This is a genomic window from Escherichia sp. E14V7, from assembly GCF_004212225.1.
GTDB lineage: Bacteria > Pseudomonadota > Gammaproteobacteria > Enterobacterales > Enterobacteriaceae > Escherichia.
Genome location: NZ_RHJJ01000005.1, coordinates 38,594 through 62,179 on the forward strand (window position 1 = coordinate 38,594; position 23,586 = coordinate 62,179).

A 23,586-nucleotide genomic window follows, 5' to 3' on the forward strand; every position below is an offset into this window, starting at 1 on the left:
TATACCTGATGCTGGGCAGGAGTGTTTTACGAAAGTTGTCGCGATGTTGATAAGAAGAGAATGAAAGAGAGGCCAGGACATCTTTGTAATAGAAATAGCAATGATTTTATATTCACTGTAAATATTTTTAATTTTTATTTATAATCTTCAATTATTGTTTTTGTTGATTTGGTTGAGCTGTCAAAAATTGAATGGCTTAAAGTTCATTGTTTATTGATAAATTATTTATCTGATTTGTTGGTTTGATATTTTTAGAAGCTATAATTAAAAATTAACGCTTTCATTAACGTGTTGAAAAACTGTGTTTTTGTCAGTTTTTTCTTTGCGTGTGTAGATGTTTTTTATATATGTCCACAATCGGACTTAGGGGAAAGAATAATTGAACCATTCCTCTATAACGCCGCATAATCGTAAACGCGAAACATAAGATGTTTTCTATGCATTGATAATTGATGGATCAACTTATTACGTCCCTGAGGAGGGATGACAAATGCACTCCTGGAAAAAGAAACTTGTAGTATCACAATTAGCATTGGCTTGCACTCTGGCTATCACCTCTCAGGCTAATGCAACTACCTATGATACCTGGGGGTATCACGATAACACCACGACCGATTTAGTATGGCCATATGATACTGACGGTGATGGAATTGCTGATGCTGGCGGAATGGACCCGATGGGTTCAGATGGTAACTATGTAACCTACAGCGGTTTTGTTTATTATAACAATGCCAATGGTGATTTCGATACCGTCTTTAAAGGCGATACCGTTAACGGTACCATTTCTACTTATTACTTGAATCATGATTATGCTAGCGGTTCTGTTAACCAGTTAGATATCAGCAATTCAGTAATTCATGGATCAATCACTTCTGAACTGCCATTTGGTTATTATGGCATAACAACAGAAAGAGACTTAGCTGGTAACGTTACCTCCGAAGAGTATAACGGCTATTACTTCCATAATGGGACTACCACTGATCTTGACTACAATTGGTACGATGGTGACGTATTCACTCTGAATGTATCCAATTCCACCATTGATGATGACTATGAAGCACTTTACTTCACTGACACATATCTTGATGGTGATAAATCTAAGTCAACCAATGAAACGTTCTATACCGCTCTGGGTGTTGCAGTAAATCTTGATGTTGAAAGCAATATCAATATTACTAACAACTCCCGTGTAGCTGGTATTGCGCTGTCTGAAGGCAATACAAGCAACACGACTTATACTAGCGAATATCATCAGTGGGACAACAACATTAATGTGTCTAACTCCACTGTAACTTCAGGATCACAGACTCCGCTGGAAGAAAGCAATGGCTTCTTCGGTAAATCTGCTGAACCAAGTGATTACGCTGGTAATGGTGGTCAGAATGACGTAGCACTGTCATTCACTGACAATGCTGGCTCAAATTATTCCATGAAAAACAATGTAAACTTTGACCATTCAACTCTGTTGGGTGATGTCGAATTTACAAGTCACTGGAATAACGATGGCGTATTCTTCTATTCCACCGGTCATGACAGCAACGGCGACGGTGTTCTTGATACCAACGGCGGTTGGGTAGATGACGCTCAGAACGTTGATGAACTGAACATTACTCTGAACAACGGTAGTAAGTGGGTTGGTTCAGCGAACATGAGTGCTGAAGTAATTGCTCCGGCAGCTATGTATGATGTTGCGCCGAACAGCCTGACTCCTGGTGCCACCATCGAAGCTAACGGTTGGGACCGTATTATTGACAACAAAGTATTCCAGAGCGGCGTATTTAACGTAGCACTGAACAATGGTTCAGAATGGAATACCGTTAACAGTTCAGTAATTGATACATTAGCTGTAAATAACGGCTCTCAGGTAAATGTTACTGATTCCTCTCTGGTATCAGATACCATTGGTTTAACCAACGGCTCCTCACTGAACATCGGTGAAGATGGTTTGGTTGCTACAGACCACCTGACAGTTGATAGCTACAGTACCGTTAATTTAACCGAATCTACTGGTTGGAATAATTATTCTAATCTGTATGCCAATACTATCACTGTGACTAACGGTGGTGTGCTGGATGTGAATGTTGATCAGTTCGATACTGAAGCTTTCCGTACTGACAAACTGGAACTGACTAGCGGCAACATCGCTGACCACAACGGCAACGTAGTTTCTGGTGTGTTCGATATCAACAGCAGCGATTATGTTCTGAACGCTGACCTGGTGAACGACCGTACTTGGGATACCGCTCAGGCTAACTACGGCTACGGTGTTGTTGCTATGAACTCTGATGGTCATCTGACTATCAACGGTAACGGCGACGTAGACAACGGTACTGAACTGGATAACAGCTCTGTAGACAACGTTGTTGCGGCAACCGGTAACTACAAAGTTCGTATCGACAACGCAACTGGCGCTGGCGCAATCGCTGATTACAAAGATAAAGAAATTATCTATGTAAACGACGTCAACACCAACGCTACCTTCTCTGCTGCTAACAAAGCTGACCTGGGTGCTTACACCTACGAAGCTCGTCAGGAAGGTAACACCGTTGTTCTGCATCAGACCGAGTTGACTGACTACGCTAACATGGCGCTGAGCATCCCGTCTGCAAACACCAATATCTGGAACCTGGAACAAGACACCGTTGGTACTCGTTTGACCAACTCTCGTCATGGTCTGGCTGATAACGGCGGCGCATGGGTAAGCTACTTCGGTGGTAACTTCAACGGCAACAACGGTACCATTGACTACGATCAGGATGTTAACGGCATCATGGTCGGTGTTGATACCAAAATTGATGGTAACAACGCTAAGTGGATCGTCGGTGCAGCTGCAGGCTTCGGTAAAGGCGACATGAATGACCGTTCTGGTCAGGTGGATCAAGACAGCCAGTCTGCCTACATCTACTCTTCTGCTCGCTTCGCGAACAACATCTTTGTTGATGGTAGCTTGAGCTACTCTCACTTCAACAACGATCTGTCTGCAACCATGAGCAACGGTACTTACGTTGACGGTAGCACCAACTCTGACGCATGGGGCTTCGGTTTGAAAGCCGGTTACGACTTCAAACTGGGTGATGCTGGTTACGTAACTCCTTACGGCAGCATTTCTGGTCTGTTCCAGTCTGGTGATGACTACCAGCTGAGCAACGACATGAAAGTTGACGGTCAGTCTTACGACAGCATGCGTTATGAACTGGGTGTAGATGCAGGTTATACCTTCACTTACAGCGAAGACCAGGCTCTGACTCCGTACTTCAAACTGGCTTACGTCTACGACGACTCTAACAACGATAACGATGTGAACGGCGATTCCATCGATAACGGTACTGAAGGGTCTGCGGTACGTGTTGGTCTGGGTACTCAGTTCAGCTTCACCAAGAACTTCAGCGCCTATACCGATGCTAGCTACCTCGGTGGTGGTGACGTAGATCAAGATTGGTCCGCGAACGTGGGTGTTAAATATACCTGGTAATATTCTTCACTCTGAAGAAATACTGGTAATTTAATCTAAATAATGCCCGTCAAGGATTTGACGGGCATTACTGCAAAGGACGCGCAAATGTTATCTGTAGTTAAACCTCTTCAGGAATTTGGTAAGCTCGATAAATGTTTGTCCAGATACGGCACGCGCTTCGAGTTTAATAATGAAAAACAAGTCATATTCTCCAGTGATGTAAACAGCGAAGACACATTCGTTATTTTAGAAGGTGTTATCTCTCTCCGTAGAGAAGAAAACGTACTTATCGGTATTACGCAGGCCCCCTATATTATGGGACTGACTGATGGTTTAATGAAAAACGATATACCATACAAATTAATATCAGAAGGAAACTGTACGGGATATCATCTACCAGCCAAACAAACCATTACTCTTATTGAACAACATCAACTCTGGCGCGACGCTTTTTACTGGTTAGCCTGGCAAAATAAAATCCTGGAATTACGCGACGTTCAACTCATTGGGCATAATTCCTACGAGCAAATCCGTGCGACGTTATTATCAATGATTGATTGGAATGATGAATTACGATCACGCATTGGCGTAATGAATTATATCCATCAACGTACACGCATATCACGTTCCGTCGTGGCAGAAGTTCTTGCGGCTTTACGCAAGGGCGGCTATATCGAAATGAATAAAGGCAAACTGGTCGCTATCAACCGTTTGCCTTCAGAGTATTAATCAGGACGCGGGAATGACCATCGGTTTATTCCCGCTAAGTTCGGTCACCAAATCATTGATGCCATCGCTCATATTTTTAAACCGTGTTAATGGTGAGCGGGTCACGACCACAAACGCACCGATATTTTTTTGCGGGATCATCGCCATATAGGTAATGAAACCACCGCCACCACCGGTCTTCTGAATAATACCCGGACGTCCATCCTTCGGTGCCATATACACCCAGCCTAAACCGAGAGCATCCGCTCTGCCTGGCACATCCATGCCAATCACTTTCGTAAACTGTGCACGCTGATAAATCAGCGTCTGCATGCGATCCGCCTGGTTACTGCGCTGATAAAAATCAGAAGACAAATATTGCTGCATCCAGCGCATCATATCGCCAGGTGTGGAATAAACGCCGCCGCTGCCAATGGCCGCCAGCGTATTGTTACACGGACTGGCACCGCGCTCGGCAACCATCAAACGGCGGCACTGGTCCGGTGATGGTGTGTAGGTGGTGTCTTTCATCCCCAGCGGACGGGTAATCTGCTCTTCAAACAATTGGGTATAAGGCTTACCGGACGCATTCGCCAGCGCATCCGCCAGCAGGTCGAACGCAAGGTTGGAGTACGCGGCCTGGCTGCCTGGCGCGGCTTTTAGCTTCGCTGTAGAAAGGTATTTCCAGCGTTGCTCTCGCGTCGGCCAGACAAACACCGGACGATTTGCCGCGCCGCCGGGCTGTTCACGGGGCAGGGCGCTGGTGTGGGTTGCCAGATTCACCAACGTGATGGGGGCTCCGTTGTAAGTTGGCACGCGTGCGCCTGGCGGGGCATATTTACTCAGTGGATCGTTTAACTTCACTGTCCCCTGGTCCAGCAATTTCACCAGCATCTCACTAGTCATCAACTTGGTGAGCGAAGCAATACGTACTACCGAATCCAACTGCGGGCGAACGTTATTACCAGGGCGAGTTTCACCATAACTGCGAAAAACACGCTGATTACCGTCGATAACGACCAGCGCCATCCCGGTGGCACCGCTGCCGTAAAAAATATGATCGGCATAGCGATCAACAATATCAGAGGCGAATTCAGGTTCGGCGATAGGTTGCGCCGCGTGGACAGAGGTCAATGACGCCGCACACAGCACGGCAGAAAAAAGCAGACTACGTTTCAACGGTGGTGTCCATAAATTAAATGAAGGTAACTGAGCGTATTTATACTACTCGTTGATGGATTGCAAAGCGCAAATTAATGCAATAATAGTGTTAAAAACGTAACGGCGCGTAAACACGATCTTTTTCCTGCTCACCAATGTCTGCATTTGTGATCCTGTACGTGTTAATACGCTTATGTAAACAATCCTTTGTTTGTGAAATCCGTCGAAACAATTCTTCCAGTCAGGAGGACGAACTAAGCGCCCCGCGGTTGGTCACAATGGGCGGTTTCATTTGGCTGACTCTTTGAAGCGGCCATGCGGTTAATACACAGCAGTTGCTAAAACGATAAGAAGCTAGCAGGAGAGCATATGTTTAAGTCTTTTTTCCCAAAACCGGGAGCCTTTTTTCTCTCGGCCTTTGTTTGGGCATTGATTGCCGTCATCTTCTGGCAAGCGGGAGGCGGTGACTGGGTTGCCCACATCACCGGGGCTTCCGGGCAGATACCGATTAGCGCTGCCCGTTTTTGGTCGTTAGACTTCCTGGTTTTTTACGCTTATTACATTGTTTGCGTAGGACTTTTTGCGCTGTTCTGGTTTATCTACAGCCCACATCGTTGGCAATACTGGTCAATACTCGGCACTGCGCTAATTATCTTCGTGACCTGGTTTCTGGTGGAAGTTGGGGTTGCAGTCAACGCCTGGTATGCACCGTTTTATGACCTGATTCAAACCGCGCTCAGTTCGCCGCATAAAGTGACCATCGAACAGTTTTATCGCGAGGTGGGCGTCTTTCTGGGGATAGCACTGATCGCGGTGGTTATCAGTGTGTTGAACAATTTCTTTGTCAGCCACTACGTGTTTCGCTGGCGTACGGCGATGAACGAATACTACATGGCGAACTGGCAGCAACTGCGCCATATCGAAGGGGCCGCGCAGCGTGTGCAGGAAGACACCATGCGTTTTGCTTCAACGCTTGAGAATATGGGCGTCAGCTTTATTAACGCCATCATGACGCTGATCGCCTTCTTGCCGGTGTTGGTGACGCTCTCCGCACACGTGCCAGAGTTGCCGATTGTGGGGCACATTCCGTATGGTTTGGTGATTGCCGCGATTATCTGGTCGCTGATGGGGACCGGATTACTGGCGGTTGTGGGGATCAAACTTCCGGGACTTGAGTTTAAAAACCAGCGAGTAGAGGCAGCTTACCGTAAAGAGCTGGTCTATGGTGAAGACGACGCCACGCGTGCGACACCGCCAACGGTGCGCGAGTTGTTCAGCGCGGTACGGAAGAACTATTTCCGCCTCTATTTTCACTATATGTATTTCAACATCGCCCGCATTCTCTACCTGCAGGTCGATAACGTTTTCGGTTTGTTCTTGCTGTTTCCGTCGATTGTTGCCGGTACGATTACGCTCGGCCTGATGACCCAAATAACCAACGTTTTTGGTCAGGTTCGCGGCGCTTTCCAGTATCTGATTAACTCATGGACCACGCTGGTCGAGTTGATGTCGATCTACAAACGTCTGCGCAGCTTTGAACATGAACTGGATAATGACAAAATTCAGGAAGTAACCCATACATTGAGTTAAAAAGGAGAGGTAATGTCGCGAGTCAATCATCTGTCTTCGCTTTCATTGTTGGCGGTTCTGGTTTTAGCGGGGTGTAGCAGTCAGGCGCCACAGCCGTTGAAAAAGGGCGAAAAAGCGATAGATGTGGCGAGCGTGGTGCGGCAGAAGTTACCCGCCAGCGTAAAAGACCGCGATGCCTGGGCGAAAGATCTTGCCACCACTTTTGAAAGCCAGGGGCTGGCACCGACACTGGAAAACGTCTGCTCGGTGCTGGCGGTGGCGCAGCAGGAGTCAAATTATCAGGCAGATCCGGTCGTTCCTGGATTAAGTAAAATCGCCTGGCAAGAGATTGATCGCCGCGCCGAACGGATGCACATTCCTGCTTTTCTGGTTCATACCGCGCTAAAAATCAAATCGCCAAACGGTAAAAGCTACAGCGAACGGTTAGATTCCGTGCGCACGGAAAAGCAGCTGAGTGCAATTTTTGACGATCTGATCAGCATGGTGCCGATGGGGCAGACGCTGTTTGGTTCGCTTAACCCGGTGCGCACCGGTGGGCCGATGCAGGTCAGCATTGCTTTTGCCGAACAGCATACCAGGGGGTATCCGTGGAAAATGGACGGTACGGTACGTCAGGAGGTCTTCAGTCGTCGCGGCGGATTATGGTTCGGGACTTACCATTTACTCAATTATCCTGCCAGCTATAGCGCGCCGATTTTCCGTTTCGCCGATTTTAATGCCGGTTGGTACGCCAGTCGTAATGCCGCGTTTCAGAATGCGGTCAGCAAAGCCAGCGGCGTGAAGCTGGCGCTGGATGGTGATTTGATTCGTTATGACAGTAAAGAGCCGGGTAAAACAGAACTGGCGACGCGTAAGCTGGCGGGCAAACTGGGAATGAGCGACAGCGAAATTCGTCGTCAGCTCGAGAAAGGGGATAGTTTCTCTTTTGAAGAGACGGCGTTGTATAAGAAGGTTTATCAACTCGCCGAAGCGAAAACGGGTAAATCGCTACCGCGTGAAATGTTGCCCGGTATTCAACTGGAAAGCCCGAAAATCACCCGTAACCTTACTACCGCATGGTTTGCGAAGCGCGTCGATGAAAGACGAGCGCGTTGTATGAAGCCGTGACCAATAGGTAATCGTAGGCCAGATGTTTACGTCGCATCTGGCAAAATAAATCTTACTGGCGGCGATGTCGCCAGTGCAGCCACACCGCAACCACCGCAAAGATGAAGCAGCCAACCAAAAACGGGATCAGCCCGAAAATGGTGCCGACTCCCAGACCAATTTCTACCCGTGGGCGGCCTGTCTCCTGGACCTGCATTAAATGCTCATAGACACCTGGCGCATGCACCAACAAATTCAGCAATTGCGCTCCAGCCCAAAAGCAAAACAGCACAAACAATGCATAGGCAATGTTGCCAGGCGTTGAAGAGGCATCGCGATATTTTCCGCTAAACAGCGATTTTGACAGGGTGAAATCAGCCATAAAAACCTCCGGAAGTCATCTGCTTCTCTTCTGGTGTGATACCAGCGGCTTATGGCAAGTCTGACAGGTCATTGGGATTGTCAATATCAGAATCATGGTAAATTGATGTTGGGAATATTCCCGAAGCGAGAATCTTCGTTATGAGTCACAAAATTGCAACCTTAAGTTAAATTTCTTAACGATTCTGGAAATGCTGTCTACACCACAGACGGATGTTGCAGAATATGCAAGGATGTTGTTTTTCGTTAACGGAGCTGCCATGAATCTGCCTGTAAAAATCCGCCGCGACTGGCATTACTATGCGTTCGCCATTGGCCTTATATTCATTCTTAATGGCGTGGTGGGGTTGCTGGGGTTTGAAGCTAAAGGTTGGCAGACCTATGCCGTCGGTCTGGTGACGTGGGTGATGAGTTTCTGGCTGGCGGGGCTGATTATTCGTCGTCGCGATGACGATACTGAAAACGCCCAATAACAGAAGATTGGGCGTTCTGGCAAAGTGCTCGTTGTTTATGCTGGATGCGGCGTAAACGCTTTACCCTGTCTACAAAATCGTGCAATATCAGTATATTGCAATCACCTGGTAGGCCTGGTAAGCGAAGCGCATCAGGCAATCTTACGTTTGCCATCAGCCTGAAATACCCAACAAAAAAGTTATTGGGCATCCAAAAATTACATGGTGGTTTTCAATGCGTTATCCGCTGCGTGACGCTCCAGAGCCAGCTCAATCAAACGCGTGATCAGGTCGGTGTAGCCCAGGCCACTGGCTTGCCACAGCTTCGGATACATACTGATGTTGGTAAAGCCTGGCAGCGTGTTGATCTCGTTGATCACCACCTCGTTTTCCGGCGTTAAAAAGACGTCTACACGCGCCATGCCAGCACATCCCAACGCCTGGTAAGCCTGAACGGCAATCGCCCGAATCTTATCGTTGATTTCCGGCGCAATGTCCGCAGGAACCACCACTTTCGCGCCATCTTCGTCAATGTACTTGGTGTCGTAGGCGTAGAAATCGCTGGTCAGTACGATCTCGCCACAAGTACTGGCTTGCGGATTGTCATTACCCAGAACCGCACATTCGATCTCACGACCTTTGATCCCTTGCTCAACGATCACTTTGTGATCGAATTCGAACGCCAGATCGACAGCAAGGGCATACTGCTCTTCGCTGGTCACTTTGCTGACGCCAACAGAGGAACCCTGATTAGCTGGTTTTACAAACAGCGGCAACCCAAGTTTAGACTTCACTTCGGCGAAGCTGATTTTGTGGCGATTGGCGCGCGTCAGGGTAATAAATGGCGCGATGTTCAATCCAGCGTCACGCAGCAGACGTTTGGTGACGTCTTTATCCATGCATGCAGCAGAAGCCAGAACATCGGAACCGACAAACGGTAGATTGGCGACCCGCAGCATTCCCTGCAAGGAACCATCTTCACCCAACGTACCGTGGACAATTGGGAAAATGACATCCACCGTCGGCAACGGCTGGCCGTTCTGCGCATCAATAAGTTGCTGTTCATGTTTACCCGGCACCTGCGCGAGACTGGTGGCCGAAGGGCGCAGCGCAATATGGGCAGGATCGTCTGCGTTCAGCAAATAATTGCTGGCATCGCTGACGTGCCATTGCCCTTGTTTATCAATGCCCAGCAGCACAACGTCAAAGCGACTTTTATCAATGGCATCGACAATGTTTTTTGCCGATTGCAGAGACACTTCATGTTCTGCTGACTTTCCACCAAAAACGATTCCTACCCGCAGTTTTTCCATCTTAAAAACCTATCCCGTAGAACACAAAGAGCATACATTACCACGACAAAACGGGGGATTCGCGGCCTTCTGACAGTTTGTTGCAATCTTCTGCTGATAAACCGTGCAGCTTGCGGGGGAAGATTCATCGCTGGCTAAATTATGTGCGCAAAATCACAAAAATGATGAACGGGAAACTAATTTATTCCTGGTGTGAATTGCTGGCCGGATGGTTATTATACGTAATAATAAGTTAACCAAGAGGATATATTCCATAACTTTTTATTATAAAAAACATTAATAATTGTATACCTATATTTTATGTGTGGAATTATTTAAAAATAGAGAAACGTTTCGCTGATAAATGTGAAAAAAATATTTGCTAAAACTATTTCCTCTGTCATAAAAATACTACATCAAGACTCTATGCAGTTGTGAAACATAATGTTAACTTCTCCATACTTTGGATAAGGAAATACAGATATGAAAAATCTCATTGCTGAGTTGTTATTTAAGCTTGCCCAAAAGGAAGAGGAGTCGAAAGAATTGTGCGCGCAGGTCGAAGCACTAGAGATTATCGTTACTGCGATGCTTCGCAATATGGCGAAAAATGACCAACAGCGGTTGATTGATCAGGTTGAAGGGGCGCTATACTCGGTAAAGCCCGATGCCAGCATTCCTGATGACGATACGGAGCTGCTGCGCGATTACGTAAAGAAGTTATTGAGGCATCCTCGTCAGTAAAAAGTTAAGCCCTCCAACAGTTGTCATAATGCTGTCATGCCAGAGACTTATAGTCGCTTTGTTTTTATTTTTTAATGTATTTGTACATGGAGAAAATAAAGTGAAACAAAGCACTATTGCGCTGGCTCTCTTGCCGTTACTGTTTACCCCTGTTACTAAAGCCCGGACCCCAGAGATGCCAATTCTGGAAAACCGGGCGGCACAGGGGGATATTACCGCGCCTGGCGGCGCTCGCCGATTAACGAGCGATCAGACCGCTGCCTTACGCGATTCTCTTAGCGATAAACCCGCGAAAAATATTATTTTATTGATTGGTGATGGGATGGGGGATTCGGAAATCACTGCCGCACGCAATTATGCTGAAGGCGCGGGCGGTTTTTTTAAAGGGATCGATGCCTTGCCGCTTACCGGACAATACACCCATTATGCGCTGGATAAAAAAACCGGAAAACCAGACTACGTGACCGACTCCGCAGCGTCAGCAACGGCCTGGTCAACTGGCGTCAAAACGTATAACGGCGCGCTGGGTGTCGATATTCATGAAAAAGATCATCCAACGATTCTGGAATTGGCAAAAGCCGCAGGGCTGGCGACCGGCAACGTTTCAACGGCTGAAATACAGGATGCCACTCCCGCTGCGCTTGTGGCGCATGTGACCTCGCGCAAATGCTATGGTCCGAGCGTTACCAGCGAAAAATGCCCGAGCAACGCGCTGGAAAAAGGTGGAAAAGGATCGATTACTGAACAACTGCTTAACGCCCGTGCAGATGTTACGCTTGGCGGCGGCGCAAAAACCTTTGCTGAAACGGCTACCGCCGGTGAATGGCAGGGAAAAACGCTGCGTGAACAGGCGCAGGCGCGTGGTTATCAGTTAGTCAGCGATACCGCATCGCTGAATGCGGTGACGGAAGCGAACCAGCAAAAACCCCTGCTTGGACTGTTTGCTGACGGCAATATGCCAGTGCGCTGGCAAGGACCGAAAGCAACGTACCACGGTAATATCGATAAGCCCGCAGTCACCTGTACCCCGAATCCGCAACGCAATGACAGTGTGCCTACGCTGGCGCAGATGACCGATAAAGCCATTGAACTACTGAGCAAAAATGAGAAAGGATTCTTCCTGCAAGTTGAAGGTGCGTCGATCGATAAACAGGATCACGCCGCGAATCCTTGTGGCCAAATTGGCGAGACGGTCGATCTCGATGAAGCCGTACAGCGGGCGCTGGAATTTGCCAAAAAGGATGGCAACACACTGGTGGTGGTCACCGCTGACCACGCCCACGCCAGCCAGATTGTCGCGCCAGATACCAAAGCGCCGGGTCTGACTCAGGCGTTAAACACCAAAGATGGCGCAGTGATGGTGATGAGTTACGGGAATTCCGAAGAGGATTCACAAGAGCATACCGGTAGCCAGTTGCGTATTGCTGCATATGGTCCGCAGGCTGCGAATGTGGTTGGTTTGACCGATCAGACCGATCTCTTCTACACCATGAAAGCTGCACTGGGGCTGAAATAACACCGAACCCGGCGGCTAATTTTGGCTGTCGGGTGGTTTTTTTGCTGTTAGCAACCAGACTTAAAAGCAGATCAAGGGCGCAAACGCTCCTGGTTAAAATGTGAAGAGGGATGGTGCTATGAAAATAACATTACTGGTTACCCTGCTATTCGGCCTGGTTTTTTTAACCACTGTCGGCGCTGCCGAGAGAACGTTAACCCCACAACAACAGCGTATGACCTCCTGTAATCAACAGGCGACAGCGCAGGCGTTGAAAGGGGATGCCCGTAAGACATACATGAGTGATTGCCTGAAGAACAGCAAATCTGCGCCCGGTGAAAAGAGTTTGACACCGCAGCAGCAGAAGATGCGCGAATGTAATAGTCAGGCGACGCAGCAATCTCTGAAAGGTGATGATCGTAATAAGTTTATGAGTACCTGCCTCAAGAAAGCCGCGTAATACCTATAGTGCTAACGGGTGAGTTAAGAAAATGGCTCACCCGAAATATCATACTCCCGCCTTTCGCCCCATCTCTATAATTTGGGAAAATTGTTTCTGAATGTTCCCAAAAATAATGAATGATGAAAATTTTTACAAAAAAGCGGCGGCACACGGGGAGATACCACCAATAACTCCTCAAAACGAACATCAGCGATCCGGGCTGCGCTTCGCCCGTCGCGTCAGACTACCGCGGGCGGTAGGACTGGCTGGGATGTTCTTACCAATCGCCTCGACGTTGGTTTCGCACCCGCTGTCAGGCTGGTGGTGGCTGGTGTTGGTTGGCTGGGCATTTGTCTGGCCACATTTAGCCTGGCAGTTGGCGAGCAGGGCCGTTGATCCGCTTGGCCGGGAAATATACAACTTAAAAACTGATGCAGTGTTAGCCGGTATGTGGGTAGGCGTGATGGGCGTAAACGTGCTGCCTTCGATCGCAATGCTGATGATTATGTGCCTGAATTTGATGGGGGCAGGCGGCCCCCGTCTGTTTGTCGCCGGTTTGGTGTTGATGGTCGTTTCCTGCCTTGTCACACTCGAACTCACGGGGATCACTGTGTCGCTCAAGAGTGCGCCGCTGGAATGGTGGCTCTCCCTTCCCATTATCGTCATTTATCCTCTGCTGTTTGGCTGGGTTAGCTACCAGACAGCGACCAAACTGGCTGAACATAAACGAAGATTGCAGGTCATGAGTACCCGCGACGGCATGACGGGCGTTTACAACCGGCGTCACTGGGAAATCATGCTACGTAATGAGTTTGATAACTGTCGCCGACACAATCGCGATGCGACGCTATTGATTATTGATATCGACCATTTTAAGAGTATCAACGATACATGGGGTCACGATGTGGGTGATGAAGCCATCGTTGCCCTTACCCGACAGTTACAAATTACCCTGCGTGGCAGCGATGTGATTGGTCGTTTTGGTGGTGATGAATTTGCGGTAATTATGTCAGGTACGCCAGCCGAAAACGCCATTACCGCCATGTTACGTGTGCATGAAGGATTAAATGCATTACGCCTGCCAAATACGCCGCAGGTGATATTACGGATAAGTGTCGGTATCGCGCCGCTGAATCCGCAAATGAGTCACTACCGTGAGTGGCTGAAATCGGCCGATATGGCGCTCTATAAAGCAAAGAAAGCCGGACGTAACCGCACCGAAGTGGCGGCCTGACGTCCGGCGAGAGTCATCAGGACTTGCTGAGTTTTTCTGATTTTTCCATACACTTCGTCATCGCTTCGATCACCGCGGCACGGAATCCTTTCTCTTCCAGAACGCGTACCGCTTCAATGGTTGTGCCTCCTGGTGAGCAGACCATATCTTTCAAGGCGCCCGGATGTTCGCCGGTTTCCAGCACCATTTTCGCGGAGCCCATTACCGCCTGGGCGGCAAACTTATAAGCTTGCGCGCGTGGCATCCCGCCCAGCACGGCGGCGTCGGCCATCGCTTCGATAAACATAAAGACATAGGCTGGTGAAGAACCACTCACGCCAACCACTGGGTGGATCATCGGCTCAGCAATGACTTCCGCCTCGCCAAAGCAGCGGAAAATATTCAGCACATCGGCAGTATCTTCAGGAGTGACCAACGCGTTTGGCGTTACGGATGTCATCCCGGCGTTGACCAACGCGGGGGTATTCGGCATGGCGCGGATAATTTTCCGGTCGTGACCCAGCGCCCGGGCAAGTTGGTCGAGCGTAACGCCCGCGGCGATAGAAACCACCAGAGAGTCTTTATTCAGGCTGGAAGTGATTTCGCTAAGGACTTTAATCATGATGCCCGGTTTGACGGCAGCAAAGACGATATCGGTGATTTGCGCCACTTCCTGTGCCGATTCTGCGGCGTTGATACCAAACTGTTCATGTAAGGCGGCAACTTTATCCGGGGAGGGGGTATACACCCAGATTTGCCCTGGAAGGACCTGACCGCTGGCAATCAGACCGCCGAGAATGGCTTTTCCCATATTGCCGCAGCCAATAAAACCGATTTTCTTTTCCATTGCACACTCCTGCCGTGAATTCATTATTTTGAAAAGCGCCTGGTCAGAAGCATAAACAGAACTATGCCGGAAGGCAAAAGCGCGACACAATAGAAGATTACCCAACAGAGGATAGCCTTATGACAATATGGGTGGACGCCGATGCGTGTCCCAATGTAATTAAAGAGATTCTGTATCGCGCGGCAGAACGTATGCAGATGCCGCTGGTGTTGGTGGCAAACCAGAGTTTACGCGTGCCGCCATCGCGGTTTATTCGCACGCTGCGCGTCGCGGCAGGTTTTGACGTGGCCGATAATGAAATTGTACGTCAGTGTGAGGCGGGCGATTTGGTGATAACCGCAGATATCCCTTTGGCAGCTGAAGCCATCGAGAAAGGTGCGGCAGCGCTTAATCCGCGTGGCGAACGGTACACACCTGCGACTATTCGTGAACGTCTGACGATGCGCGATTTTATGGATACCCTTAGAGCCAGCGGGATCCAGACCGGAGGGCCAGATAGTCTTTCGCAACGTGACCGCCAGGCATTTGCGGCTGAACTTGAAAAATGGTGGCTGGAAGTTCAACGTAACTGTTCGTAAATGTAATATATTATTTACACTTCTTTCTCGCTCATTTCTTGATATAGTAAGGAATGTATTGAAGTTCGCTCCTTAAGTGGAATTATTTCTTTACAATCGAAATTGTACTAGTTTGATGGTATGATCGTTATTCTTACGAAACCGGCTTTCGCCGCATTGCGACCTTTTGGGGAAAACCCACGATGACACAACCTCTTTTTCTGATCGGGCCTCGGGGCTGTGGTAAAACAACGGTCGGAATGGCCCTTGCCGATTCGCTCAACTGTCGGTTTGTTGATACCGACCAATGGTTGCAATCACAACTCAATATGACGGTAGCAGAGATCGTCGAAAGGGAAGAGTGGGCAGGATTTCGCGCCAGGGAGAGCGCCGCTCTGGAAGCAGTAACTGCACCATCCACCGTTATCGCGACGGGCGGCGGTATTATTCTGACGGAATTTAATCGCCACTACATGCGTAATAACGGGATTGTGGTTTACTTGTGCGCGCCGGTGTCAGTGCTGGTAAATCGTCTGCAAGCAGCGCCAGAAGAGGATTTACGGCCAACACTCACAGGAAAACCGTTAAGTGAAGAAGTTCAGGAAGTGCTGGAAGAACGCGATGCATTATATCGTGAAGTTGCGCATATTATCGTCGATGCTAACAACGAACCCAGTCAGGTGATCTCTGAAATTCGAACCGCTTTGGCACAAACGGCAAACTGTCATTATCCTGGCACCTATACTTAATGTTCATCCCGTGAAATAAGGAAGAACAATGCCAACGAAACCGCCTTATCCCCGAGAAGCCAGAATTGTTACGGTAGAAAAAGGCCAGCAAGGACAGACTGTGACCTGGTATCAGCTGCGAGCCGATCATCCCAAACCAGACTCTTTGATCAGCGAACATCCTACGGCCCAGGAGGCGATGGATGCTAAAAAACGCTATGAGGATCCTGATAAAGAGTGACCGCATCAGACTGCTCGGAAGGGACTCTGAGTGCTATTGCAACGGACCTGCATCACACTTTTCACAATTCATGTTTTTCAAATAATTAGAATATTAAACAATAACAATCCATTACTGGAACTATTGGGAATCTTTACATTATGCCGTGCGCGTCTGCTGCTACGCTTTTTTGCATTTGTAGCATCGGCAAGCGCCCGCAGTGGTGCTGAGTATTTGCCCGGTAATTAACGACGAAAAAGAAAGGTGGAAGACAATGAGCGCGTCGTTGGCGATTCTGACCATCGGCATTGTACCAATGCATGAAGTTTTGCCGCTTCTGACGGAGTACATTGACGAAAACAATATTTCCCATCATAGCCTGCTGGGGAAATTAAGCCGCGAAGAGGTGATGGCGGAGTATGCGCCAGAAGCAGGCGAAGAAACTATTCTTACATTATTAAATGACAACCAGCTGGCCCACGTTTCACGCCGTAAAGTGGAGCGTGATCTACAAAGCGTGATTGAGGTACTCGATAATCAGGATTATGACGTTATTTTGCTAATGAGTACGGCCAACATTAGCAATATGACAGCGCGAAATACGATCTTCCTCGAGCCTTTGCGCATTCTCCCACCGCTGGTTTCCTCCATTGTTGAAGGTCACCAGGTCGGTGTTATTGTTCCAGTAGAAGAGCTTTTGGCCGTTCAGGCGCAAAAATGGCAAATTTTGCAGAGAACACCACTATTTTCGCTGGGAAATCCCATTCACGATTCTGAGCAGAAAATCGTTGATGCCGGGAAAGAATTGCTGGCGAATGGGGCGGATGTCATCATGCTGGATTGTTTAGGATTTAATCAGCGTCATCGCGATTTACTGCAAAAAAAGCTCGATGTACCTGTTTTGCTCTCTAACGTATTGATTGCAAGGCTGGCGGCGGAATTGCTGGTGTAATTTTACGTGACAGTTAGCACCTTTGGCCCCTATAGTGAAGAAGATGTTAAACCACCTGACAGGGCCAGTTTATGCTTCAAAGTAACGAATACTTTTCCGGAAAAGTGAAATCGATCGGCTTTACCAGCAGCGATACTGGCCGCGCCAGCGTCGGTGTGATGGTTGAAGGTGAATACACGTTCAGTACTGCGGAACCCGAAGAGATGACGGTGGTCAGCGGGGCGCTGAATGTTTTGCTGCCTGGCGCTACCGACTGGCGCGTGTATGAAGCTGGTGAAGTATTTAATGTTCCCGGCCACAGCGAGTTCCATCTGCAAGTTGCCGAACCGACCTCCTATTTGTGCCGCTATCTGTAATATCGCGCCTTCCCGTCTGAATGGGAGGGCATTTTTCTGAAATATTCCTTATTTCACGAATAATAAAATCTCCGTTGCTGCTAATTTTTCTATTTTCGATATATTCATAATCTATCAAGGTTGATATTAATATCAGTGAAGATTATGAATAAAATAAAAATATTGATCATCTGTATGGTTGTATTTATTGCCACCGAAAATGTTTACGCTGCTGAGTGGATCACTAGCGATGATCTTATTAAGTCAGATTTCCATATCATGACTGCAGAAGAACGTAATGGAGTGAAAGAGGAAACCGGTGATAGTATGGAAGCCTCTTATATGCTTAAAAATAACATTCGTTGGTATTATCATAATGGAGATTTATCAATACCCAGCAATTTTAGTAATAAGCATACCCTGGTAATCAAGGGGAATTTAACCATTAATGGTGATTATGATGATTATTCGGCAGGTGATGGTCAACTCATTGTGTTGGGCAATGTGATTGTCGATAACTTTATTAATCATGATTTCGCATACGTCAAAGGTGAGATGCAAGCGAAAGGTTTAGTCTATGCTGATTATAATGATCATAACTTTGAAGTAATGAAAGGTATTACGGCTCGCGGAATTATTGTTTCAGACAAGGCGACGCAATTTGAGGTTAATAACGCTGAGTTTTATATCAACGAAGATACCAGCAATGAAAATTATGACTGGGATGCGAATATTCGAAAAGCGTATTCGCTGTTTGAGCCCGATCTCTATGGGATTACTGAAATTGAAACCGACAATGTTTTAAATGCCTATCCTGATTATGACAGCGTAGCGGCCAGTATTGTCCAGGGATTGCCGTTGTTTCGCGATAAACCTGTATCGGGGTTAAGTGAAAAATTGCAGTGGATTGAACAGGGCAAGGTCGAAAAATTTGCGGCTGGCAACGTTAAGCATGAAGATCCGCTGGTGGCGCGTTTTCTGACTCGCATGGAGAGTCTACCAACCGATGTTATGCTGCAATTGCTACAGCATCCTGATGACCAGACACGAGAATATATGGCGCAGAGTTGGCCCGCCAGGCAAATGCATTTACTCACCGCACCTTTTATTAAAGACCAGGCAGTGGCGAAAGGACTGATTAAAAACAGCGATATTTCACCAGAAGTGAATGAAAAATTAATGTCGACTCCTGTCGAGAGCGTCCAACTTGAGCAGGCCAGACAGGATAATCTTTCTCCGGAAATCATTGCCCTATTAAGTCAGAGTCCGTTTCCGATTGTGCGTAAGACGTTAGTCAGCCAGTACGATTACGCGTGGCTGGCGCCAGCATCCGTGGTGGATGAACTGATAAATAGCGATGATGATGAACTACGCGAACGAATTGCTGGTGCCGATTTGACTACACGACAAGCCGTGGCGCTGAGTAACGATCAATCACTTAAGGTCCGTGAAGCCGTAGCTCATGCCCTTGCGGAACTCAAAGTTACGCGGCTTTCTGCAAACATGAGTATTCCCGATATTGAACGTATTGCAGATCAAATGTATCTCGATAATAAAGACCATAAAAATATCGTGATGGCATTATTTATTGCTTTACCTGAAGCGCGCCAACTGTCGCTGGCAAAAGAAGATATACAACATTTACGTGAAGGTGCGCGTTATCTGACGTCAACTGAAGTGATTAACTATCTTCTGACACATCATGATAACCCCGCTGTCTGGAATGAATTAGCACACGATAAACTGCTGCCGTTGGAATATAAGAAAAAATTGTGGCAGCGCACATTGCAATTAATGATGAGCAAACGGCAAGAAGATCAGGAGCAGGCGTATGATATACAACTGGAACTGATTGATAATGGCATGGTAGATGAAGCAATGCTCAATGACGCCATCGATTTGCTGCCTGATTTACCGGCTGAATATCGTTACCGGATGCGCAATCAGTTATTTGATAAAAATGATTTACCCTCAGAGATTATTACCCGTCTTGATAAGCAATATCGCTTTAATTCTGACTGGGCGCTGTCTGTTACAGACATGACAAATAGTAATCGTAGGCAGTGTGATAGAGGATTACGTCGCTGGAATGATGATGATAGCGTTATTTTAATCGAGCTGGATAAGCTGACAGATAAGCCTGATGACGAGTTTTGGCTGGCATTACTGCAAAGTCGGCATGAACAATTACGTAAAACGGCGTTGATTAATGCGCATACGCCGACTTCCGCATTCACAGCATTGGTTACACCGCAGGATCGTCAGGGAGCGATTGCCAATCCGCAACTGCCTGCTGAGGTGAAAACGGCGTGGTTAAAAGAGGATCCGTCATTACTGTTATTTGCCGATCATCCGGATCCACAACAATTACGTGTATTAGTTAAAACCGGATCGACACGGCAAATTCGCAGTGAAGCGCGCAATAAGCTTGAGGAATTAAAATGAGGTCACGGCGTAAAACACACAATATTGCAGCGTTAAAAATCATTACCCGACGTAGCGAATGATTAGATTAATGCCTGGCATGGCTTCGTACGCCGGATAAGACGCACTGAGGCGTCGCATCCGGCATTGAAGGCAAACCAGCTATTAACGTTGCGCTTCGCCACCCAATCCTTCGATCAGGTTTTGAATTAACGCTGCCAGTTCGCCGGTCATCAGGATGAAATCGGCGTCAAAGCGCTGGGCAAAATCTTCGCGGTCGATGTCTTCGTTTTGATCGCGCAGTTCGTCGCAGAACTTCAGGCGCTTGAGCGAACCATCGTCGCACATCACAAACTGAACGCGCTGCTGCCAGTCGAGCGCCAGTTTAGTCACCACTTTTCCGGCTTCAATGTGATTAGTGATCTCTTCGCTGGTCAGATCTTGTTTCTTCGCGCGGATCACGCCGCCATCTTCCAGCAGCGATTTCAGCTCGGCTTCATCAAGCAGCTGGAAGCCCTGTGCCGCACTACCGGAGCGAACCCATTCGGTCAGCGTCAGTTCAATCGGGTTTTCCATGCTCAATGGCACAACCGGTAACGACCCCAGGCTTTTACGCAGCAGTGCCAGCGTATCTTCCGCTTTTTTGGCGCTGGCGCAGTCCACCATGATCAAACCGTTCACCGTGTCGATCCACATCATGGTTTGGCTGAAACGGCTGAAGGCGCGAGGCAGCAGAGAGTGCAACACTTCATCTTTCAGCGAATCTTTTTCGGTTTTCTTCAGCTTACGTGCTTGCTCAGCTTCCAGTTTGGCGATTTTCGCTTCCAGCGCCTGTTTAATGACCGGAGACGGGAGGATTTTTTCTTCTTTGCGCGCGCAGATAACAATTTGACCATTGGCAACGTGCGTTAATGCATCGCTGTGCGATCCCATCGGAGGAACCCAGCCCATCTTCGCCATATCCTGGCTGCCGCATGGGGTAAATGCCATCGAGGCTAGCTGTTTTTCCATCTCTTCTGCACGCAGCGAAATCTCGCGGCTAAGACGGTAAACCATTAAATTTTTGAACCACAGCATGATAATTTCCACGGCCTTGTCGTTAAATTTAGCGGGCATGATAACGAATTGTCGGCGGCCTTGCATTGCCAATCCGGTTGTCCGTCTCTACGCTATTGATATTGAAAAAAATAAGGAGAGTACCGTGCGTATAGGTATCGATTTAGGCGGCACCAAAACAGAAGTGATTGCACTGGGCGATGCAGGGGAGCAGTTGTACCGTCATCGTCTGCCCACGCCGCGTGATGATTACCGGCAGACCATAGAAACGATCGCCACGTTGGTAGAGATGGCGGAGCAGGCGACAGGGCAGCGTGGAACAGTGGGGATGGGGATCCCAGGCTCGATTTCACCCTATACCGGAGTGGTGAAAAATGCCAATTCAACCTGGCTTAACGGTCAGCCCTTCGATAAAGACTTAAGCGCGCGGTTGCAGCGGGAAGTGCGGCTGGTAAATGACGCCAACTGTCTGGCGGTTTCGGAAGCGGTAGATGGCGCAGCAGCGGGAGCGCAGACGGTATTTGCTGTGATTATCGGCACGGGATGCGGCGCGGGCGTGGCGTTCAATGGTCGGGCGCATATCGGCGGCAATGGCACGGCAGGCGAGTGGGGACACAATCCGCTACCGTGGATGGACGAAGACGAACTGCGTTATCGCGAGGAAGTCCCTTGTTATTGCGGTAAACAAGGTTGTATTGAAACCTTTATTTCGGGCACCGGATTCGCGACGGATTATCGTCGTTTGAGCGGACATGCGCTGAAAGGCAGTGAAATTATCCGCCTGGTTGAAGAAAACGATCCGGTTGCTGAGTTGGCATTACGTCGTTATGAGCTACGACTGGCGAAGTCGCTGGCGCATGTGGTGAATATTCTCGACCCGGATGTGATTGTCCTGGGCGGAGGGATGAGCAATGTTGACCGTTTATATCAAACAGTTCCACCGCTGATTAAACAATTTGTCTTCGGTGGCGAATGTGAAACGCCCGTGCGTAAGGCGAAGCATGGTGATTCCAGCGGCGTACGCGGCGCCGCATGGTTATGGCCACAAGAGTAAAAAACCCAGGCAACTGGTGCATCATGCCTGATGCGACGCTTGCCGCGTCTTATCAGGCCTACAAAATAAGCAGCCCGTATGCCGGATAAGGCGTTCACGCCGCATCCGGCAACAAGTAACGTGCACCGTGACTGCAACCTATCCCAGTGGTTTCGCCAGCACCGGACTCTCCGCTACTTGCTGGCGCTTATAGCGACCATACAGCAGCAATGAGGACATCGCAGCAAACGAGAGCAGGGCAGCAGGCAACGCCACGTAATTATACGCCAGCCCCAGCGTCAGCATCATCCCGCCGCAATAAGCACCCACGGCGCTACCGAGGTTAAACGCTATTTGCCCTCCCGCGGCACCTAATAACTCCCCACCTTTGGCATTTTGCAGTAACAATATTTGCAGCGGTGCTGAAAGGGCAAATAATCCCGCGCAACAAATAAAAGCAAAAATAAGCGACGTTGTTTTCATACCGCCGAAGAAAAAGAGCATCAACAGTGCCAGCACAATAATAAAGTCAGTCACTGCCGCAATGCGTAGCGGCGAGTAACGTCCGGAAATCCGGCCACTTAGCATATTCCCCAGCACCATCCCCAGTCCGACCAGCATCATAATGAAGGTCATCGCCGTTTCCGAAAAACCGGAAATAAACATCATGTAAGGTTTAACGTAACTAAACCAGGCAAACACGCCTGCGTTGCCAAACATGGTGGCGGCGAAAATTAACCACGGGGCCGGGCTGCGCAAAAAGTGAAATTGTTCGCGCAGCTTTCCTTTCGCCTCGTCGCGAATATCCGGTACCCAAAAATAGACCGATGCCATCACCGCAATATTAAAAACAGCGATCAATAAAAAGGTGTAGCGCCAGCTAAATTCCTGACTTAAATACGTCCCCAGCGGAATGCCCAGCAGATTGGCGACCGTCATCCCGGAAACCATCCCCGCCACGGCGGCGGTGACTTTGCCGGGTTGGATAATTTTCGATAACACGATCGCTCCGACGCCAAAAAATGCGCCATGCGGAAAGCCGGATACCAGGCGACCAATGGCGAGCATCAGGTAAGACGAAGAGAGCGTGAACATGGCGTTGCCAATGACGCACAACGTCACCAGAAACAACAAGATATGTTTGAGTGAGTAGCGACTGGAAAAAAGCGCGATTATCGGCGCACCGACTACCACCCCCAGCGCATAATACGAAATCATATGCCCGGCGGCAGGAATCGAAATCCCCACATTATACGCCAGCTCCGTGAGCACCCCCATAATGCCAAATTCAGCCATCCCCAGGCCAAATGTGCCGAGTGCCAAAGATAAAATAACTTTTTTCATACCACCATCACAACCAACAGAGCAGCTACGAATCACCGTAGCCAATAAAGTGATAGCTTGCAGGATAACGAC

General features: G+C 48.4%; 22 protein-coding genes. 16 read left to right on the forward strand and 6 right to left on the reverse strand.

The window, feature by feature from the left end:
- Positions 1 to 490: 490 nt before the first annotated feature.
- Entirely contained in the window at positions 491 to 3,472 is a 2,982-nt protein-coding gene (locus tag D9741_RS06085) for an autotransporter outer membrane beta-barrel domain-containing protein (RefSeq protein WP_130215384.1), read from the forward strand.
- Between the two features lie 87 nt (positions 3,473 to 3,559).
- Entirely contained in the window at positions 3,560 to 4,183 is a 624-nt protein-coding gene (gene iprA / locus D9741_RS06090; RefSeq protein WP_130215386.1) for a hydrogen peroxide resistance inhibitor IprA, read from the forward strand.
- On the opposite strand, the gene ampH is transcribed toward iprA, so the two are convergent.
- Positions 4,184 to 5,341, reverse strand: coding sequence for a D-alanyl-D-alanine-carboxypeptidase/endopeptidase AmpH (gene ampH, locus D9741_RS06095; protein WP_130215388.1), 1,158 nt, complete (start codon positions 5,339 to 5,341; stop codon positions 4,184 to 4,186).
- A gap of 351 nt (positions 5,342 to 5,692) precedes the next feature.
- Here ampH and sbmA point away from each other — a divergent pair, with 351 nt between their 5' ends.
- Entirely contained in the window at positions 5,693 to 6,913 is a 1,221-nt protein-coding gene (gene sbmA, locus D9741_RS06100) for a peptide antibiotic transporter SbmA (protein ID WP_130215390.1), read from the forward strand.
- A 12-nt stretch (positions 6,914 to 6,925) separates the two neighbouring features.
- Entirely contained in the window at positions 6,926 to 8,020 is a 1,095-nt protein-coding gene (gene yaiW, locus D9741_RS06105; RefSeq protein WP_130215392.1) for a surface-exposed outer membrane lipoprotein YaiW, read from the forward strand.
- A 52-nt stretch (positions 8,021 to 8,072) separates the two neighbouring features.
- On the opposite strand, the gene D9741_RS06110 is transcribed toward yaiW, so the two are convergent.
- Complete coding sequence (locus D9741_RS06110) at positions 8,073 to 8,381, reverse strand: YaiY family protein (protein ID WP_130215394.1); 309 nt, start codon at positions 8,379 to 8,381, stop codon at positions 8,073 to 8,075.
- Between the two features lie 259 nt (positions 8,382 to 8,640).
- On the opposite strand from D9741_RS06110, the gene D9741_RS06115 reads away from it, so the two are divergent.
- Positions 8,641 to 8,853: a DUF2754 domain-containing protein gene (locus D9741_RS06115; protein WP_130206179.1), complete on the forward strand. Its 213-nt coding sequence runs from the start codon at positions 8,641 to 8,643 to the stop codon at positions 8,851 to 8,853.
- Between the two features lie 197 nt (positions 8,854 to 9,050).
- On the opposite strand, the gene ddlA is transcribed toward D9741_RS06115, so the two are convergent.
- Entirely contained in the window at positions 9,051 to 10,145 is a 1,095-nt protein-coding gene (ddlA, locus tag D9741_RS06120; RefSeq protein WP_130215396.1) for a D-alanine--D-alanine ligase, read from the reverse strand.
- Positions 10,146 to 10,607: 462 nt separating this feature from the next.
- Between ddlA and iraP the strand changes: the two genes are divergently transcribed.
- The 4 genes from iraP to adrA all read left to right on the forward strand — a co-directional run bounded on the left by iraP (position 10,608) and on the right by adrA (position 14,039).
- Positions 10,608 to 10,868 (forward strand): anti-adapter protein IraP, encoded by a 261-nt coding sequence (gene iraP, locus D9741_RS06125; RefSeq protein WP_130215398.1) that lies wholly within the window; start codon positions 10,608 to 10,610, stop codon positions 10,866 to 10,868.
- Between the two features lie 100 nt (positions 10,869 to 10,968).
- Positions 10,969 to 12,384 (forward strand): alkaline phosphatase, encoded by a 1,416-nt coding sequence (gene phoA / locus D9741_RS06130; RefSeq protein ID WP_130215400.1) that lies wholly within the window; start codon positions 10,969 to 10,971, stop codon positions 12,382 to 12,384.
- Positions 12,385 to 12,502: 118 nt separating this feature from the next.
- Complete coding sequence (gene psiF, locus D9741_RS06135) at positions 12,503 to 12,823, forward strand: phosphate starvation-inducible protein PsiF (RefSeq protein ID WP_130206185.1); 321 nt, start codon at positions 12,503 to 12,505, stop codon at positions 12,821 to 12,823.
- A 100-nt stretch (positions 12,824 to 12,923) separates the two neighbouring features.
- Complete coding sequence (gene adrA, locus D9741_RS06140) at positions 12,924 to 14,039, forward strand: diguanylate cyclase AdrA (protein ID WP_130215402.1); 1,116 nt, start codon at positions 12,924 to 12,926, stop codon at positions 14,037 to 14,039.
- Positions 14,040 to 14,055: 16 nt separating this feature from the next.
- Here the strand turns inward: adrA and proC are convergent, their stop codons facing one another.
- Positions 14,056 to 14,865 carry a pyrroline-5-carboxylate reductase gene (gene proC / locus D9741_RS06145; RefSeq protein ID WP_130215404.1) on the reverse strand — a complete coding sequence of 270 codons (810 nt, stop codon included), beginning with the start codon at positions 14,863 to 14,865 and terminating at the stop codon, positions 14,056 to 14,058.
- Between the two features lie 119 nt (positions 14,866 to 14,984).
- On the opposite strand from proC, the gene D9741_RS06150 reads away from it, so the two are divergent.
- The 6 genes from D9741_RS06150 to D9741_RS06175 all read left to right on the forward strand — a co-directional run bounded on the left by D9741_RS06150 (position 14,985) and on the right by D9741_RS06175 (position 20,102).
- Positions 14,985 to 15,443 (forward strand): YaiI/YqxD family protein, encoded by a 459-nt coding sequence (locus tag D9741_RS06150; RefSeq protein WP_130215406.1) that lies wholly within the window; start codon positions 14,985 to 14,987, stop codon positions 15,441 to 15,443.
- Positions 15,444 to 15,625: 182 nt separating this feature from the next.
- Complete coding sequence (gene aroL, locus D9741_RS06155) at positions 15,626 to 16,171, forward strand: shikimate kinase AroL (protein ID WP_130215408.1); 546 nt, start codon at positions 15,626 to 15,628, stop codon at positions 16,169 to 16,171.
- Between the two features lie 28 nt (positions 16,172 to 16,199).
- Entirely contained in the window at positions 16,200 to 16,391 is a 192-nt protein-coding gene (gene yaiA, locus D9741_RS06160) for a protein YaiA (protein ID WP_130206195.1), read from the forward strand.
- A 253-nt stretch (positions 16,392 to 16,644) separates the two neighbouring features.
- Entirely contained in the window at positions 16,645 to 17,322 is a 678-nt protein-coding gene (locus D9741_RS06165; protein ID WP_130206197.1) for an AroM family protein, read from the forward strand.
- A gap of 71 nt (positions 17,323 to 17,393) precedes the next feature.
- Entirely contained in the window at positions 17,394 to 17,678 is a 285-nt protein-coding gene (ppnP, locus tag D9741_RS06170; RefSeq protein ID WP_064527100.1) for a pyrimidine/purine nucleoside phosphorylase, read from the forward strand.
- 144 nt (positions 17,679 to 17,822) lie between these two features.
- Positions 17,823 to 20,102: a DUF2773 domain-containing protein gene (locus tag D9741_RS06175; protein ID WP_130215410.1), complete on the forward strand. Its 2,280-nt coding sequence runs from the start codon at positions 17,823 to 17,825 to the stop codon at positions 20,100 to 20,102.
- Between the two features lie 144 nt (positions 20,103 to 20,246).
- Here the strand turns inward: D9741_RS06175 and rdgC are convergent, their stop codons facing one another.
- Positions 20,247 to 21,158, reverse strand: coding sequence for a recombination-associated protein RdgC (gene rdgC, locus D9741_RS06180; RefSeq protein WP_130206205.1), 912 nt, complete (start codon positions 21,156 to 21,158; stop codon positions 20,247 to 20,249).
- A 124-nt stretch (positions 21,159 to 21,282) separates the two neighbouring features.
- Between rdgC and mak the strand changes: the two genes are divergently transcribed.
- Positions 21,283 to 22,191 (forward strand): fructokinase, encoded by a 909-nt coding sequence (mak, locus tag D9741_RS06185; protein WP_130215412.1) that lies wholly within the window; start codon positions 21,283 to 21,285, stop codon positions 22,189 to 22,191.
- 138 nt (positions 22,192 to 22,329) lie between these two features.
- Here the strand turns inward: mak and araJ are convergent, their stop codons facing one another.
- Entirely contained in the window at positions 22,330 to 23,514 is a 1,185-nt protein-coding gene (gene araJ / locus D9741_RS06190) for an MFS transporter AraJ (RefSeq protein ID WP_130215611.1), read from the reverse strand.
- Positions 23,515 to 23,586 lie beyond the last annotated feature (72 nt).